Origin of the sequence: Thalassospira sp. MCCC 1A01428 (genome assembly GCF_002115825.1) — a bacterium.
Classification (GTDB): domain Bacteria; phylum Pseudomonadota; class Alphaproteobacteria; order Rhodospirillales; family Thalassospiraceae; genus Thalassospira.
Genome location: NZ_JFJZ01000003.1, coordinates 183,511 through 200,777 on the forward strand (window position 1 = coordinate 183,511; position 17,267 = coordinate 200,777).

The following is a 17,267-nucleotide window of genomic DNA, read 5'->3' on the forward strand; positions in this document are numbered from 1 at the left end:
CCAAAACCGAACCGATATGTGCCAGACGGCCCTGTATGTGCAGGGCCGTTTTTGGTGATCGGACATATGTTTTTTTGCGTATCAGACAAGGTAAAAACAAATCCATCACCACCCCCTCACCGAGGCGTGACTTGCCCAAATCGGTTTTTGGCGGAATTCTAGAACACACACGGCGCACGCCATTCGTAGTGAACAGGAGAAAACCACATGCTGATCAAACGCAAGCGCGGCTGGGAATTACCGGAAAGCGCGGCGACGCCGGAATCCATTTATCGCAACCGCCGCAATTTCATCAAAGGCATTGCCACAGGTACCCTTGGTGCTGCCGCCGCAACCCTGCCGGTTGGGCGCGCCTTTGCCCAGGCTGCTGGCCCCAATGCCGACCTGTACCCGGCCAAACATAACGATGCCTATACCGTGGACCGCGCCATAACCCCCAAGGCCAAGGCGACCACTTATAATAACTTCTACGAATTCGGATCGCACAAATTCATTTCCGATGCCGCCCAGGCGATGAAGATTACCCCCTGGACTGTCAAAATTGATGGCATGGTTGAAAAACCGATGGAAATGGATTTTGACGATCTGATCCGTAAAATGCCGCTGGAAGAACGGGTTTACCGGTTCCGTTGTGTGGAAGCCTGGGCGATGACCGTGCCCTGGACCGGTTTTCCGATGAAGGCCCTGGTCGCTTTTGCCAAGCCCACATCAGGGGCAAAATACATCCGGATGGAAACAGCGTCGCAAGAAGACACCATGCCGGGCCTTAAACAGTTCTGGTATCCGTGGCCCTATGTTGAAGGCCTGACCATGGCCGAGGCCACCAACGACCTTGCCATGATTGCAACCGGCCTTTATGGCGAACCCCTGCCCAAACAGAACGGTGCGCCATTACGCCTGGTAACCCCTTGGAAATACGGGTTTAAAAACATTAAATCCATCGTCAAGTTCACCTTTACCGATGAACGCCCGGTCGGATATTGGGAACGCCTTGCCGATAACGAATATGGTTTCTGGGCCAATGTGAACCCCAAGGTTCCCCATCCCCGCTGGAGCCAGGCCCAGGAACGGTTATTGTCGAACGGGGAAGAAGTACCAACCCAGCTGTTTAACGGCTATGCCGACTATGTCGCAGACATTTACAAAGGCATGGACGACCAAAAACTGTATATGTAATCACATGCTCGCGTTTTAAACGCATGGCTGCTTTGTCAGGGTCGGCTTTGTGCCGGCCCTTCGTTTTGGTTTATGTTGCGCGCAATTTGCACAACCTGAACGGAGGGTTCCATCTTGCCCGACGCAACATTTGCCAACCTGTTTTCCGCCCTTCCCGATGCCACAAAAGGCGAAGTTTTTGACGAAATCCTGCGATCGCCGTGCTTGCGGATCGAACGCATTGTGTCGCATGGCCAATCATCGCCGGAAACCGGCTGGTATGACCAGCAACCTGCCGAATGGGTTATTTTGCTTACGGGCAGTGCCGAAATCCTGTTTGAAAACGAAAATACTGGCCGGGTTTTAAAACCGGGCGACCATTTATATATTCCGCCCCATTGCCGCCACCGCGTGGTCTGGACCGAAAAAAACACCGAAACCGTATGGCTGGCTGTGTTTTTTGATGGACGTGGCGTGCATTACTCAACACCCTAAAAACTAAGCCGCACCTTCAGGGGACAAAAAAGACAAACAACGAACAAAGGCATTAAAATCAAACTTTCGGTATAATTAAAATTAAAAATATTAATTATGTTTTTGCCAACCTTCGAACCACCTCACCACGTATTTCCATAATTTCACTTAGAGTATCTTCAGACAGAAGCCCCCCATAAAACACCTCACTATCGACATTATATTCAGGCGTAAGATTAAGACGTTTTCTTAGCCCAGAAATATAGTGTGTATCATATGGCTGAAATCCTTGAATTCCACGCTTCAGTATTGTCTCAACATGAGACCCATCCTTATAAATGTTTATGCGCTCCCCAGATGGAGGGTCGACATCAAACCCAAATGAAGAAAGAATATCCCTTAACTCATTGAACTTAAGCTGCTTTTCCATTTTAGTTCTTTTTCTTGAATTTTTCTCAAACCAATCAGAGATAATAGGAACTTCTTCTGTTCGATTTTCACACAATTCATGCGCAGCAGTCATTCGTGTAAACTCAAACAACTCCTCATCCGAGCACTTCTCAAGCCAATGTCCATACGAGTCCAGCGTAACGCACGCCGCAATCAAACCCGTGCGCTTGTTCCCATTATGAAACGAATGGTTATTTATAATCGAATGAAACAAAGCAGCTGCTTTTTCGAATGGGGTAATATACTGATCTTTACCCCCTGCGCTTTGCGATGGTCGGGCAACTGCCGACTCAAGAAGATCCATATTCTTAATTCCGGGAGGAGAGATTGGATCATCTGATCTTTCAAACCATTCAGTCAGATACTGATGAATATGTAAAATTTGCGACGTCGTAAGTTGTTTCGCCATGCCCCACTCCTAGCAACACTTGATATAATATCAATATATATCCAAAAAAAAAATCAAACCAATAAAAATGAATATCATTGATACTATAAGCATATTTAGGGACCTGTCAGGCTCCTAATTTCGTCTCTGTAAAACACACTTCCCTCTGGAAGGTTTACATTCCAACAAGCGCGATTAAATTTACAATCATTTACGCTGGCGACCCTTGTATTTAGGCTTGTTAGCCGATTTGGAACCGGGGCCGGCAGAGCCATCTTTGGGTGTAATGTCACGCGCCATTGGCCCGGCCTGCGACAGGCCCAATTCCTGGCTTTCCAGCCGTTTAACTTCGTCGCGCAACCTTGCTGCTTCCTCAAACTCCAGATCGCCAGCCGCCTGACGCATCCGTTTTTCAAGGTCTTCGATATGGGCACGCAAATTATGCCCAATCATCACATCGCCCGAAACGCCGGTATCAACCGTGACATAATCGTGTTCGGCAACACTTTCGATGACATCGTGAATACGGCTGCGGATCGAGGCCGGAGTAATGCCATGGGCCTCGTTATAGGCCACCTGTTTTTCGCGGCGGCGGTTGGTTTCGCCAATCGCATAATCCAGGCTGTCAGTCATTTTATCGGCATATAAAATAACCCGACCGTCAAGGTTACGCGCAGCACGGCCAATTGTTTGCACCAATGATGTTTTGGACCGTAAAAACCCTTCCTTGTCGGCATCGAGAATGGCCACCAGCGCACATTCGGGAATATCCAGCCCTTCGCGCAACAGGTTGATACCGACCAAAACGTCAAACACGCCCAAGCGTAAATCACGAATGATCTCTATGCGCTCTAACGTATCAATATCGGAATGCAAATAGCGCACCCGCACGCCGTTTTCGTGCAAATATTCTGTCAGATCCTCGGCCATGCGTTTGGTCAGAGTCGTTACCAGCACGCGCTGGCTTTTCTGGGCGCAATCCTTGGCTTCGGCCAGCAGATCATCAACCTGGGTTTCCACCGGGCGAATAATACATACCGGGTCGATCAGGCCGGTCGGACGGATCACCTGTTCGACAAATGTACCGCCGGTTTTATTAATTTCCCACGGGCCAGGGGTGGCCGACACAAACACGCTTTGCGGACGCATGGCTTCCCATTCGTCAAACTTCAAAGGGCGGTTATCGACACAACTGGGCAGGCGAAACCCATGTTCGGCAAGGGTGAATTTGCGATTATAGTCACCCTTGAACATGCCGCCAATTTGCGGCACGGCAACGTGGCTTTCATCGACAAATAACAGGGCATTTTCGGGCAAATATTCAAACAATGTCGGGGGCGGTTCGCCGGGGTTACGGCCCGACAGCCAGCGGGAATAGTTTTCAATCCCCTTGCAGTGGCCCACCGTCTCCATCATTTCAAGGTCAAAGGTTGTCCGCTGTTCAATCCGTTCGGCCGCCAGCAATTTACCTTCATTTTGAAACTGTGCCAGCCGGTCTTTCAGCTCCTGCTTAATCCCGTACATTGCCTGTACCAGGGTTGGGCGCGGGGTGACATGGTGCGAATTGGCGTAAACGGTGACGGAATCCATATTGGCAAATTTGTGCCCGGTCAGCGGGTCAAACTCGGTCAGTTCCTCAACCTCGTCGCCAAACATCGATACCCGCCAGCCGCGGTCTTCGGAGTGGGCCGGGAAAATTTCCAAAACGTCGCCGCGCACCCGAAAGGTGCCACGGGTAAAGGCGGCATCGTTGCGGGTATATTGCAGTTCGACCAGGCGTTTCATAATGTCGTTGCGGTCAACTTCATCGCCCACCGAAATGCGCTGCGTCATTTCCAGGTACGTTTCCACCGCGCCAATACCGTAAATGCACGACACCGACGCCACGATAATACAATCGTTACGTTCCAGAATGGCACGGGTGGCCGCGTGGCGCATCCGGTCGATCTGTTCATTGATCGAACTGTCTTTTTCAATATAGGTGTCGGTCCGTGCCACATAGGCTTCGGGCTGGTAATAATCGTAATAGGAAACGAAATATTCCACCGCATTTTCCGGGAAAAAACTTTTCATCTCGGAATAAAGTTGGGCGGCCAGCGTTTTATTCGGGGCCAGCACAAGTGCCGGGCGCTGGGTTTTGGCTATCAAATTGGCAATGGTAAATGTCTTGCCCGACCCGGTAACGCCCAGCAAAACCTGGTCGCGTTCGCCCTGTTCTATCCCGTCATAAAGCTCCGCAATGGCCTGAGGCTGGTCGCCAGAGGGTTCATACTCCGTCACCAGCTTGAACTTGCGCGATCCTTCGACCGGCGGGCGGCGTTTTAACAACATTTCGGGTAGTGCATTCATCGGGCAGACCCCTGTTATATCCTTCCCTAGTTATAGGGAAGATATGCCCAATCGCAAGCCCTGCTCCTGACAGGTCCTGACAGGGGTTGTCATTATGTTGAAAAATCAGGCATCCCCGAAAGTGGCACAGCCCGCTTTCGGGGATATAAGAGCAGACCTCTATGAGAAGGACTCATGGAGGTCTGGTTAGGCGCGACGACGCCGCCGCGGCGCGTGCCGCGAAAGACAAGGGCTTTTACGAAGCCCGCCAGCCGATTGAGGGGCGCGTTGGTCGGTTTCGATCAACGCGCTTTGGCATAAAGTGTTCAACCCGCTTTATATCGTTTGGCGATAACAGAACTGCCCACTGTCGTAAGAATGACCGTGACCATCAGCAAGATAAAGGCCAGTGCCGCACCAAAAGGCCAGTTCGATGCCTTTGCAAACTGTTCATAAACAGCAGGTGCCATCATTTGGAATTGCGGCCCCCCAAGCAACAAAGGCGTTGCATAGGCGTTCATGCAAAGGATGAACACCAATGAAGCCCCGGCCAAAACACCTGGCAATGAGAGCGGAACAAGCACCCGAAAAAACGCGGTTGCCGGACGTGCCCCCAGATTGGCAGCCGCATCTTCGACCTGGCGGGGAATACTTTCGATCACCGATGCAAGCGTTAGGATCATATAGGGCAGCACAATGCCAACTGTCGCAAAGATCACTGCGCCGGGCGTATAGAGCAACGTTAAAGGCTCGGAGATAATGCCTAGCCCCAAAAGCGTTGCATTGATCAGCCCGGTTGTACTTAAAAGCGCAAGATACCCTGCCGAACGCACCACCCCGCCCACAAGCAACGGAAACATTGTCAGAATAGTCAGCTTGCTCTTCCAGCGGCTTTCCATTCTTGCCAGCCAATAGGCAGGGCCATAGGCAAGAAGTGTCGTTAACACCGTACATGTCAGGGCCACAGTGATCGTCGTCATCAGGATTTTTTGATAGTACGGATCGACAACAGCTTTGGCGTAATTCTCGAATGTGAAGGCCTGCTGCATGATATAAAGCGGATCATATTCGTTAAACGAATACCGCAACATCAACAACATGGGGCCGCCCAAAAGAAGAAGAACGAGAAGTCCCGCCGGAAGAACAAGTTTTGCCATTTTGTTAGCCTTTGAGCACACGGTTCCAGGTATCGAGAAGCTTGGCCTGATTTTCCAGAATAAAGTCGAAATCCGGTTGCCATAGGCGATTTTGTTCTGCTTCGGAAAAGCCGATTTTCTCTTCAAGTTCCGGGCTGATATGGCCGTTTTTCACGGTGGGTAAATAGCCCATCTTTTCGGCAAAGGCCTTTTGGACTGAAGGTTCAAGCAGCGCATTCATATAGGCCATGCCGCCTTCCGGGTTGCGGGCATTCTTCGGCACAGTAGCCTCGTAAACGGCAGGGAAAGCGCCTTCTTCGGGCACAACCCATCCCAGATCAATTCCGGATTTGGACCAGCTGTAACCGCGCGCAGCAGAAATGATTGTTATCCAGATGTCACCAGATGCCAACGCCTGACCGACGGCCTCTGTCGACGGCAAAAGTTTCGCATCAAGCTCTTTCCAGGCGGCAACACCCTTTTCACTTCCGTCAAAGTCCGACAGCGTGCCGCCATTGTGGATCGCCGCATACGCCATATTGGAGGTATAGAGAAAATCGCTCAGCCCGATCTTTCCCTTATATTTCGGATTCCAAAGTTCCGCGATCGACTGAGGCGGGGTCGTGATCAGATCCTTGCGATAAACAATCGTATGCGCGGAATAAATCAAAGGTACCGAGTGTGCCTTTTTCAGAAACGGAAGAATGTTGTCGTAATTGGGAACATTCGCAGCATCAAGCTTCTCAACTGCGCCAACTTTGGCCGCAGCATACATGTCAAAATCGGCCAACAAGGCGGCATCCATGCTGCCACGACGCTGCATCCGTTCGGAAATCAGCTTGGTGCGGCGAGGTACCGGACCAGATATTTCCTGAAGAATATTGTAGCCCGCAGGCTGCATAACGGCTTCGTCGACATTTACCTTAAGCAAATCACCAAAAGTGCCGCCCCATGTGCCGACAACAACATCGTTTGTTTGCGCCATCAGGTTCTTGGGAAAAACTGAAACAGCCGACAGTGCAGCTGCTGTAGCAAGAAAAGAACGACGGGTTAAATTAGGCATAAGTCTCTCCTGATATATGTATTTGATATTTTGGTGTTTTTTATTGTTAGTTATTAAGAAGCCGTACCGACGCGACATCCCACGCAAGCCGAACCGCATCCCCGACACGCAGACCAGCACGCATGTCGTCAGGTCCGGGAGTTGCTGTGACGACAGAGATAGAAGTTTCACCAACCCTAACCGTGTATTCGGTCTGCGCACCGAGATAGAGGCGCTCAAGCAGGGTCCCTTCGACCCCGTCGCCTTCGCGCGACAAGCTGATCTTTTCGGGCCGCAACGTGTAATATTGCGCATCCGCCACCGCCCCTGGCAGGGTCGGCATAAAGGTGCCGTCTGTGGTTCGGAACTTTCCGTCCTCGATACGGCCCTTGATCACATTCGAACGCCCGACAAAATCTGCGACAAAGGCATCGGCTGGCTGCTCGTAAAGATCTTGTGCCGTGCCTGATTGGCGCACGCTGCCTGCTTCCATCAACACCAGTTTGTCGGACATGGTCAGCGCTTCTTCCTGATCATGGGTAACCATCAGGGTGGTAAGTTCCAAAGATTGCTGAAGTCCGCGAATTTCGCTGCGCACTTCTCCGCGCAACTTGGCATCAAGGTTGGAAAGCGGTTCATCTAGCAAGAATATATCCGGGTTCAAAACAAGCCCGCGCGCCAAAGCTGCCCGCTGTTGCTGCCCCCCTGAAAGCTGACGCGGGTAACGATCCGATAAATGATCGAGCCTGACACGCTTAAGTGCTTCGATACTTTTTTCTTCGCGCTCCGCCTTGCCAACCTTTCGCATTTCCAGGCCAAAACCAACATTCTGCGCAACTGTCATGTGCGGAAAAAGCGCATAGGATTGGAAAACCAATGCGGTATTGCGCTCATAGGGGGCCAGTTTTGTAACGTCTCGACCGTTGATCCGTATGGAGCCAGAACTTGGCTCGACAAATCCGGCGACCATACGCAGCGTTGTTGTCTTGCCACATCCCGATGGCCCAAGAAGCGATACAAGCTCGCCCGTCAGGATATGCATGCTCATGTCGGTCACAGCCACCGCTTCGCCAAATTTCTTGCAGACGTTTTCAAGTTCTAGAGATTTCATAGGTTCTGTCTCCAATGTCAGACGATGCGCGAGAGTTTTACGTAACGGTCCGTGATCAACATCATTGCGGCAATAACAACGACCTGAATGGTCGCAACCGCAGCAAGCGTCGGGTCGATCTGGAACTCAAGATAGTTCAGCATCGCGATTGGCAGAGTGCTCATTCCCGGACCAACCAAAAGCAGGGTCAGTTCAAGGTTTTCAAAACTCTGGATAAAGGAAAACATCGAGGCGGCGACAATCGCCGGGCGCATCATGGGCAGAGTAACCCGCATAAACACGGTCCAGGGACGTGCCCCAAGATTGGCGGCTGCCTCCTCAACACTTTTGTCCAAGCCCTGTAAGCCTGCGGTTGCAACACGCACTGTCCAGGGTATCGTCAACAAAATATGCGCCGCAACCAGGCCCGGCAAAGTGCCGACGATATCCATATCCAACTGGTTTTGAGCCACAAGAAAAGTAAGATAAAGTGCCGTGCCCGCCACAATCCCCGGCACAATGATCGGCCCCAAAAGAAAGGTCGTGATTGCCTGCTTGCCCCGGATCGCACTGCGTGTAAGTGCCAGCGCTGCCGCCATCCCCAACGGCACACCGATAAGGGTTGCCAATGCCGCCACCTTGAAACTGACGATGAATCCGCTCAGGAATTCTTCGCGATCAATCGCGTTCGCATACCATTCAAGTGATAATCCCGAAGGTGGAAACGTAATGATGGTGTCTTTAAAAAAGGATGTCACAACCAGCAACAACACCGGAAGCAGCATGACAAGATAGGCGAGAAAAATCACGCCCCGGTAGGTCAGGCGTGTCAACCGCATCAGAGTATCTCCTTTGAAGTCTGATCCAAAAAACATGACGCATTTTGATCTGCGATGACTTGCAGGCGGGCAAGGCTTTCCGTGGGGAAACATCCTGCGCGCGCCATCAGATTAAGTTGACCCAGCACTTCGCCAGATGGTGCCCGCACCGGGATATTGATGATAGCATCACAACCGCCCTCAAGAATTCTTTGCCAGTCGGGAAAGCCTGCACGAAGCGCCTCTGCCCCATTGGTCAACACCGCAGCATTGGCGTCACGCACACGGGCCATCGTCGGTGCATCCTCAAATCGCTTGAAACCGGCATCGGGAAAACGATCCGGGTGGGTCGAATAAATCCGTTCACCGCCATCCGGGTGATAGCGCAGGGCAGTTGCCGCGATAATCTCAGTTACATCGCGCATCTCGCCAAGCATCATATCGATCCCCTTTGCCATGGCACTCATATCGCGGACCTCTCCTGGTCCAGTGGCAAAACAAGCCGGGTTTCCGACAATTCAAGCGTGATGTTGGCCATTTTGCCGTGGGGCACTTTTTTAAAGTGATCCTTGTCTGCGCCCGAAATCGAAAGGCGCAGTTTACTGCCTTTCGCCAATGTCCAGGCCGTTGGTAACAGGGGAATACGAATGCGCTGTACTTCGTTTAGCGGCAAGGGGCGCGCACTCTCACGACGATAGCTTCGGAAAGGCCAGTTGATGCGGATATTCTCCGGTGCGGCTTCTTCACCACGGAAAAGCGCCCGCAAAATACCTTCGGTGATGTAACGCTCTGTCCCGTCGGCTTCAATTTCGGTCAAATAAATGAAAAGCCCGGCGTCCGGTGCATCGAAACGGGCTGCCATATCAAGCAAAGCATGCCCTGAGATCGTCGTATCTTCCGTCATCGGCGCACTGTCAAACGAAAGCATAAGATCGGTTCGGCCTTGCCAATCACAGTAATAATTTCGCGAATCCATCCCGGCGATCCGCTCATAACGTGTTTCAAACCCGGTGCCAGTTTCGGGCACACATTGATAGTCTGCCGTCCCGGTTACGCTTTGTGCGCCTAACCCGCCAGCCTGATCGGGGTACAAAACAAGCTGGGCTGGTTTGGGCGGCCAGGTTTCCGCCTCGCCCCATGCTTCTTCGTGCATTTTAAAATAGGCAACGGGCGGCTCGGTGCGCAATCCGGTATTCATGTCCATCAAATAGGTATCAAAAAACCGCAAAACGGCGCCCAGCATCGAAAACGTTGGGGTTTCAAAAGCGCGCCAGGGCGAAACATCAATTCGCGCACCATGGTCCCACGGGCCAAGCAAAAGGTGGTGCGGGTTTTTATCAAGCGTCAGAAACCGCGAAATCGCACCGTTGGCATAGCCTGCACCATCCATCCAGCCAGACATGGACAGAATTGCTACGTCCTCTTTGACGCCATCACAATATGAATAAGGGCTGATCGACGCACTGGAATAGTCCGGATCATAAGGAAGCCCCTGTTCGCGATAGCACAAGTCAGCCATAAAATCGGTCTGGCGGAAATTGGCCTGATGCTCTGCCACCGCAGCCGCGACCAGCGCACCGGACGGATCCTCGTCTACCGGCTGCGGACCAAGATAATCCGGGCTTGCATAGTATTTATAATCCTTGAGATAGGCCCGCTGATCCAGATCGAGACCTTTCATCAGGTTATCATAAATCTGGGTCAGCGAGGCGCACTGCATGCCACCAGGAAAATAGTTGTCCGAATACGTATCCCAGACAGAAAACAACGGTGCGATGGCCTTTACCGCCCGATGACCCGTGGATGCCAGAAAGTCTGAAGCCGCGCCAAGATACGAAATCCCGGTGGCCCCGATCACGCCATTGGACCATTTTTGACCGACCACCCAATCGGCAACCTCAGCGCTATCAAGGCGCTCAGAGGGGGAGCGAAATCCGTCTCTTGTTCCAAAACTGGCACCGGTACCGCGCACATCGATCACGATGACGGCATATCCGCGAGGTACAAAATAATCGCTGAATTTACCGGTGTTCGGGTTCGGGATTGTTGTAGAATCAGGGGTAAGCTTAAAACGGCGAAAATACGGTGTGAACAACATCAATGCCGGAAATTGCACCTCTGGATCCGCCCCTTGCGGCAGATAGACATCGACGGCAAGTCGGCATCCATCGCGCATCGTCACATACCTGGAAACAGGCACGTCGGGCAATGTGTAGGGCACAGGGCGCTCTGCCTCATAGGCGGCGATGCGGCTTTGCAAGTCAGGGAAAGAGGTCATCAAAATGCGTCCGTGTTTGTTATTCTTATAATTAGACAAGCGAATAAATTTACTTGCGTAAAGTGAATTATTCTTCACTTTAGTTACGCTTTACGAAAGTGTTTACATTTCGATCGATGCGGAGACGGGTATGCCGATCAATCATAAATCTCTGGAGGCACTGCGCGCCTTCGTCGAAACCGGCTCTGTCAGTGGAGCATCGGATCGCCTTTTCAGAACGGCCCCCCAAATAAGCCGTCTGCTTTCTGCACTGGAAGACGAGGTTGGTTTTCCCGTGTTATCACGTCGTGGGAGGCGGCTTCGTCTTACCAAAGAAGGAAAGGAATTTTATCAAGAAGTAGAAAGACTTATGCTTTGCCACGATGATCTGAACTTGCGCGCAGATCAAATCCGGCGGGGCAAAACCGAGCATATTCGTATCCTTGCTGCACCGTTTATTTCACATGCCGTCATTAACCAGACACTGGCGCAGATCATGATGCGCCGCCCCGATATGACAGCACAAATCGACTCTCGTGTGCGCCTTGATATTGATGTCTGGGTTACAGAGGAAACCTTTGATCTCGGCATTGCCCCCCTGCCGATTAAAGAGGGCGTTTTTAACATCGAACCCTTTCTGGAACTGCCAATGGTCGCGGTTATGAACCCGTCTCACCCTCTTGCAGCCAAAAAAGTCGTCACCTTCGATGATTTTTCCAGTCATCAAATCATTGCGACTCATGCCCGCTCTCTCCTCGGACAGCACCTCCAGTCTCTTGTTAAAAGGACGGGAAAACGTCTCAATGTCCGCGTGGAGGCGCGCAACGGGGTTATCGCCTGTCAAATGGCAGGGCTAAATCTCGGCTGCTGTCTTGCGGACCCTTTCGTCGCATTATCGAGCGGCGTTGAGGATTTGGTGATCCGCCCTTTTGAACCCGGCGGCATTTTAAAATACGGGTTTTTGTATCCGGCCGGACGGAACCGAACCGAAATCGTCGATGAAGTCGCCACCGAAATTCGACACAGAACAACCGAACTTGCACGTCACATTTTCGATGACGACGTCAGACTGTCTTTACGACTGTAAAACGCGGTGCCATCGATACCTTTCGCGCAAGTCAGATTCCACACGCCCGGTACGACGGCGAGCCCTCTTGGGCGAATGTCATCAAAACTTTTACGGAACCCACAACGGCCAACCGCGTTTAAACGACCGAATCATCGCCTAACCCGCAATTGAGGCATTAAAACATCCCAAAGAACCCGCAAAAGCACCTAAACCAACTTGAATTGCATTAGAACCGGGCGTAGGGTCCACCCGAAAGAACAAGAGTCTTTCCATTTCTCATTTCATTCCAGGGAAACAGACCAATGGCGTTTATTGCCGATCGTTTGAGCCGTATCAAACCTTCTCCTACCATTGCTGTCACCACCAAGGCCGCAGAACTCAAAGCTGCTGGCGTTGATGTCATCGGCCTTGGCGCAGGCGAGCCGGATTTCGATACCCCCGACAACATTAAAGACGCTGCCAAAGCTGCCCTTGATGCTGGCCAGACCAAATATACTCCGGTCGCTGGTACTCCGGCGCTGCGCAAAGCGATTGTCGCCAAGTTCAAACGCGAAAACGACCTGGAATACACCATCGACGAAATCACCGTTGGCTGTGGTGGCAAGCAGACATTGTTTAATGCCCTGTTTGCAACCCTGAACCCGGGCGACGAAGTTGTGATCCCGGCACCGTATTGGGTTTCTTATCCCGACATGGCGCTGATGGCCGAAGGCACCCCTGTCATTGTTGAATGCCAGGAAGAAAACGACTTCAAGATTACACCTGCCGAACTTGAAGCCGCGATCACGCCGAAAACCAAATGGGTGGTCCTCAACTCGCCATCAAACCCGACCGGTGCGGCCTATTCACGCGCCGAACTGCGCGCACTGGCCGACGTTTTGCTGAAGCACGAACATGTTTATGTCATGTCCGACGACATGTATGAACACTTGGTCTATGACGGGTTTGAATTCACCACCATCGCCCAGATCGAACCGAAACTGAAGGCCCGCACCCTGACGTGCAACGGTGTGTCCAAATCCTATGCCATGACCGGCTGGCGTTTGGGTTATGCCGCTGGCCCGGTTGAGCTGATCAAGGCGATCAACAAGGTTCAGTCGCAAAGCAGCACCCATACCTCCTCGATCAGCCAGGCGGCTTCGGTTGAAGCCCTCAATGGTCCGCAGGACTTCCTTGCTGAACGCGCCGAAGTTTTCAAATCGCGCCGTGATCTGGTTGTGGCAAAGATTAACGAATGTGAAGGCCTGAGCTGCAAAAAGCCGGAAGGGGCATTTTATGTCTATCCGTCTTGCGCCGGAACCATTGGCAAAACCACGCCAGATGGCAAAAAAATCGAAACCGATACCGATTTTGTGACCTACCTTCTTGAAGCTGAAGGCGTTGCTGCGGTTCAGGGAACGGCCTTTGGTCTGGCACCGTATTTCCGCATTTCCTATGCCACATCCACCGAAGCCCTTGAAGAAGCCTGCAAGCGCATTAAACGCGCCTGTGCTGCGCTGAAATAAGCTTCGCACCTTTACCAGTTTCCGATCAAAGCCCGGCAGTCTTGCCGGGCTTTGTTTTTTGGCGCATGATAAATCCCATAAATCAGTACCAAATAACCGATAAATCAGGAAAGCCATGCCGGTTAGCAATTTTAGCATCACCATCGACGGGGTGCGCCTTGCCTGCCAGTCCGTCACGCCAGAACCACCCGCACCAGCCGCCCCGCCGCCTGTGATGTGGGCGAATGGCGACGCCCCGACCATTGTCATGCTGCATGAAGCGCTGGGCACCATTCGCATGTGGCGCGATTTTCCGCAAAGGCTGGCAAATGAAACCGGGCTTACCTGCCTGGTTTATGAAAGGCGCGGTCACGGCACATCGGACCCGCAAAAGGTTGTGCCGCGCCCGGTTGATTTCCATAACGAGGAAACCGACCGCTTTTTGCACGGCCTGATCACCCAGCAAAACCTGAAAAATCCCATCCTGTTTGGTCACAGTGACGGGGCGACCATTGCACTTAAATATGCCGCGCGTTTTCCCACCGTGCCACGCGCGGTGATCAGCCTGGCCGCCCATGTATTTGTGGAGGATGTAACGATTAACGGCATTGAAACGGCCGCACAAACCTATGCAAGTACCGACTGGAAGTCGCGCCTGGAACGCCACCATTTTGATCAGACCGACACCGTTTTCCGGGCCTGGGTCGATACATGGCGGCAACCGGATTTCAAAAACTGGCAAATGATTGATGAACTGCCTGCCATCACCTGCCCCGCCTTAATATTGCAAGGCGATGAAGACCCGTTTGGCAGCGATCAACAGGTCACCACCATTCGCGACCATACTGGTGGCCCGGTAACAGCCCATATTATCAAGGGCTGCGGCCACATTCCCCACCTTGAAGCCCCAGATGATGTCCTCGAGTCGGTTCGTCACTTTCTGGACACTTTTTGAAAGGTTGGAGCATGTCCTGCGGCAGAAGCCGCCCCGGCAAAATAAAAAACCCCAATGACCGGGGAAAGGTCATCGGGGTTGAGGCTTAAGGATAACGGATGTTTCAGCCATCATCCTAGCTGTCCTGGGGGAGAAAGACAGGGTCGTTGCAACTTAACCTTCAAGCGCGTCTTCAGCATCGAGCACAGCGGCAACGGCATGGATAACTGACGCAATGCGCACAGCGTTCTGAACAACTTCCTTGTTCAGGCCTGCCTGTTTGAGAACCTTTTCGTGGCTATCAATGCACATGCCGCAGCCATTGATGGCCGATACGGCCAGCGAAAACAGCTCAAAATCGGCTTTGTCGATGCCCGGTTTACCAATGATGTTCATGCGCAGGCGGGCGGGCATGGTGGCATATTCTTTTTCCGACACCAGATGCGTGAACCGGTAATAGATATTGTTCATACCCATGATCGCAGCGGCCCCCTTGGAGGCTTCCAGTGCTTCGGCAGACAATTTTCCTTCGGCTTCGGCGACCACAGCACGCAGCAATTTTGCATTGCGCGACGCATAGGCACACGCCAGTGCCGTTCCATAAACCTGCTGATCGGTCATGCCGGGGTTACTGAAAAGAGTACCGAGGTTCAGCTTCAAGTCCTTGGCATAGGCCGGTAAGCTATCTTTAATTTCAGCGATAGACATCGGAAACATCCTGAATTTTGTGAAAAAATTAACGCTAATTTCCGGCGCGCCTTTGGCGAACCGGCGCAACCCGATATCAGGCAGCGCAGGGACCCTGCCACAAATTCGGCTGGCACGTTAAATTCCGTGCGGGTCAAAGTGGACCGGGCAATTTGCCCGGTCCTGAATTCAAGCCAAATCCAAGCCAGTGGCTTAGAGGGTGGCTTCACCCTTGTTCCAATTGCACGGGCAAAGTTCGTCTGTCTGCAGTGCATGAAGAATACGCAGGGTTTCCTGCGGGTTACGACCAACAGAAAGATCGTTCACCTGAACGTGGCGAATGATGCCTTCCGGATCGACGATGAAAGTGGCGCGCAGGGCAACGCCTTCGCCTTTGGCAATAACGCCAAGTGCATTTGCCAGTTCTTTCTTTTCGTCAGCCAGCCACACGAACGGGCTATCGCCCAGATCTTCGTGGTGGGTGCGCCAGGCGGCGTGGACGAAATCGGTATCGGTCGAGCAGCCGAGCAGAACGGCATCACGGTCTTCAAAATCACCGTTCAGTTCGCCATAACCCACGATTTCGGTCGGGCAGACAAAGGTGAAGTCTTTCGGCCAGAAGAACAGGATCTTCCACTTACCTTCGTGGGATTTATCGGTAACCGGCGCAAAGCTGGCATCGGTTTTGCCCGAAACACCGGTAAGATTGAATTCAGGAAGGGTATCACCAACTGTAAGCATGTCTGTACTCCTAACGCTTCTTTACTAAAATCCCTTAAGGCCCCCGATGGGCCCTCTTAAATTTAGTGTGCATGTGCAAAAAGCAACATCGCTGGTAGCGATTTGTAGATAATTGCATTACCTATGACCAATAAAATAAATCTGGTTTTTCGATAGGAAAAATTTATGGCCGCCCAACCCAGCATCAAACAGCTAAAATATCTGGTCGCGCTGGCGGAAACCGGCCATTTTGGCCGCGCAGCCGAAGCCTGCTTTATCACCCAGCCCAGCCTTTCCGCCGCCATTAGCGAGCTGGAAAACCTGTTGGGAGCGCAATTGGTGGAGCGAAACAAGCGCCAGGTACTGATAACGGCGCTGGGACAGGAAGTTGTTTCGCGGGCGCGGCATATTCTGCGCGAGGTCGATGAACTTGCCATTGTTGCCCATGCGGCCAACCAACCCCTGGTTGGACCCATCAATATTGGTGTTATCCCGACCATCGGCCCCTATCTGCTGCCCGATGTCATGGCAAGGCTGCGTAGCGGCTTTCCTAAAATGCAGCCGTTTTTGCGCGAAGACCAAACAGCAAAGCTGGTTGATCTGCTATTGGCAGGCAAACTGGACCTGGCCCTGATCGCACTTCCGATCGAGGAAAACGGCCTGGAAGAAATGGACCTGTTTGAAGACCGGTTTGTTTTTGCCTGTAGCCCGGAAAACCCGCTAACGGCGAAAAAACACATCAATATCGACGATATCAAAGACGAAAAACTGTTGTTGCTGGAAGACGGGCACTGCCTGCGCGATCAGGCGCTGGAAATTTGCCAGCGTGCCGGATGGAGCAAATCGGCCGATTTTCAGGCCAACAGCCTGTCCACCCTGGTGCAAATGGTCGCCGCCGGAATTGGTTCGACCTTGTTGCCGGAGATGGCGCTGGAAGTCGAAGCACGCCGCCGCGACTCGATTGCGATTTTGCCCTTCGAAAACCCGGTACCGGTTCGGCGTATCGGGCTGGTCTGGCGGCGCAGTTCGGCACGCAAGGCCGAATATCGCAAACTGGGTGCCTATTTGCGCGGGGCATTAAACCCGTGCCGGGCCGCTGACGTGGCATGAAGTCGTTTGGCGCGATAACCCGCCATAACCGTGTTTAAAAGCGATTTAAGCTGGTTGTACGTTCACACATCAGGTTGCTGTCATACGGGCTGCCATTCCGGTCATGTTTATGAACCGGCACACAA

General features: G+C 52.3%; 16 protein-coding genes. 6 read left to right on the forward strand and 10 right to left on the reverse strand.

Annotated elements, in window-relative coordinates:
• Positions 1-207: 207 nt before the first annotated feature.
• Entirely contained in the window at positions 208-1,176 is a 969-nt protein-coding gene (gene msrP / locus THS27_RS03810; RefSeq protein ID WP_085588026.1) for a protein-methionine-sulfoxide reductase catalytic subunit MsrP, read from the forward strand.
• A 114-nt stretch (positions 1,177-1,290) separates the two neighbouring features.
• Positions 1,291-1,650, forward strand: coding sequence for a cupin domain-containing protein (locus THS27_RS03815; RefSeq protein WP_085588028.1), 360 nt, complete (start codon positions 1,291-1,293; stop codon positions 1,648-1,650).
• Between the two features lie 94 nt (positions 1,651-1,744).
• Here the strand turns inward: THS27_RS03815 and THS27_RS03820 are convergent, their stop codons facing one another.
• The 8 genes from THS27_RS03820 to THS27_RS03855 all read right to left on the reverse strand — a co-directional run bounded on the left by THS27_RS03820 (position 1,745) and on the right by THS27_RS03855 (position 11,159).
• On the reverse strand, positions 1,745-2,488 hold the full coding sequence (locus THS27_RS03820) for a type II toxin-antitoxin system death-on-curing family toxin (RefSeq protein ID WP_085588029.1): 744 nt from the start codon (positions 2,486-2,488) through the stop codon (positions 1,745-1,747).
• 186 nt (positions 2,489-2,674) lie between these two features.
• A complete protein-coding gene (uvrB, locus tag THS27_RS03825; RefSeq protein WP_085588031.1) occupies positions 2,675-4,816 on the reverse strand; it encodes an excinuclease ABC subunit UvrB in 2,142 nt (713 codons plus the stop codon).
• A 305-nt stretch (positions 4,817-5,121) separates the two neighbouring features.
• Entirely contained in the window at positions 5,122-5,952 is an 831-nt protein-coding gene (locus tag THS27_RS03830) for an ABC transporter permease (RefSeq protein WP_085588033.1), read from the reverse strand.
• A 4-nt stretch (positions 5,953-5,956) separates the two neighbouring features.
• Positions 5,957-7,093 carry a PotD/PotF family extracellular solute-binding protein gene (locus tag THS27_RS03835; RefSeq protein ID WP_210402818.1) on the reverse strand — a complete coding sequence of 379 codons (1,137 nt, stop codon included), beginning with the start codon at positions 7,091-7,093 and terminating at the stop codon, positions 5,957-5,959.
• Positions 7,041-8,084, reverse strand: a complete 1,044-nt coding sequence (locus tag THS27_RS03840) for an ABC transporter ATP-binding protein (protein ID WP_085588037.1) — start codon at positions 8,082-8,084, stop codon at positions 7,041-7,043. The genes THS27_RS03835 and THS27_RS03840 overlap by 53 nt, the downstream gene beginning before the upstream one ends.
• Positions 8,085-8,101: 17 nt before the next feature.
• Complete coding sequence (locus tag THS27_RS03845; protein ID WP_085588039.1) at positions 8,102-8,902, reverse strand: ABC transporter permease; 801 nt, start codon at positions 8,900-8,902, stop codon at positions 8,102-8,104.
• Positions 8,902-9,348, reverse strand: coding sequence for a hypothetical protein (locus THS27_RS03850; RefSeq protein WP_085588040.1), 447 nt, complete (start codon positions 9,346-9,348; stop codon positions 8,902-8,904). Before THS27_RS03850 ends, THS27_RS03845 begins: the two co-directional genes overlap by 1 nt.
• Positions 9,345-11,159, reverse strand: a complete 1,815-nt coding sequence (locus THS27_RS03855; RefSeq protein WP_085588042.1) for a CocE/NonD family hydrolase — start codon at positions 11,157-11,159, stop codon at positions 9,345-9,347. The genes THS27_RS03850 and THS27_RS03855 overlap by 4 nt, the downstream gene beginning before the upstream one ends.
• A gap of 130 nt (positions 11,160-11,289) precedes the next feature.
• Here THS27_RS03855 and THS27_RS03860 point away from each other — a divergent pair, with 130 nt between their 5' ends.
• The 3 genes from THS27_RS03860 (at position 11,290) to THS27_RS03870 (ending at position 14,646) form a co-directional block, all read left to right on the forward strand.
• Positions 11,290-12,225, forward strand: a complete 936-nt coding sequence (locus THS27_RS03860; RefSeq protein WP_085588043.1) for a LysR family transcriptional regulator — start codon at positions 11,290-11,292, stop codon at positions 12,223-12,225.
• Positions 12,226-12,509: 284 nt separating this feature from the next.
• Positions 12,510-13,712 carry an aspartate transaminase gene (locus tag THS27_RS03865; RefSeq protein ID WP_085588044.1) on the forward strand — a complete coding sequence of 401 codons (1,203 nt, stop codon included), beginning with the start codon at positions 12,510-12,512 and terminating at the stop codon, positions 13,710-13,712.
• 115 nt (positions 13,713-13,827) lie between these two features.
• On the forward strand, positions 13,828-14,646 hold the full coding sequence (locus THS27_RS03870) for an alpha/beta fold hydrolase (RefSeq protein WP_085588046.1): 819 nt from the start codon (positions 13,828-13,830) through the stop codon (positions 14,644-14,646).
• A gap of 153 nt (positions 14,647-14,799) precedes the next feature.
• Here the strand turns inward: THS27_RS03870 and THS27_RS03875 are convergent, their stop codons facing one another.
• Together THS27_RS03875 and THS27_RS03880 are read right to left on the reverse strand one after the other, a co-directional pair.
• Positions 14,800-15,333: a carboxymuconolactone decarboxylase family protein gene (locus THS27_RS03875; RefSeq protein WP_085588048.1), complete on the reverse strand. Its 534-nt coding sequence runs from the start codon at positions 15,331-15,333 to the stop codon at positions 14,800-14,802.
• Positions 15,334-15,525: 192 nt separating this feature from the next.
• Positions 15,526-16,053 (reverse strand): peroxiredoxin, encoded by a 528-nt coding sequence (locus THS27_RS03880; protein ID WP_085588049.1) that lies wholly within the window; start codon positions 16,051-16,053, stop codon positions 15,526-15,528.
• Positions 16,054-16,218: 165 nt separating this feature from the next.
• Between THS27_RS03880 and THS27_RS03885 the strand changes: the two genes are divergently transcribed.
• Positions 16,219-17,142: a LysR substrate-binding domain-containing protein gene (locus THS27_RS03885; protein WP_085588051.1), complete on the forward strand. Its 924-nt coding sequence runs from the start codon at positions 16,219-16,221 to the stop codon at positions 17,140-17,142.
• Positions 17,143-17,267: the final 125 nt, after the last annotated feature.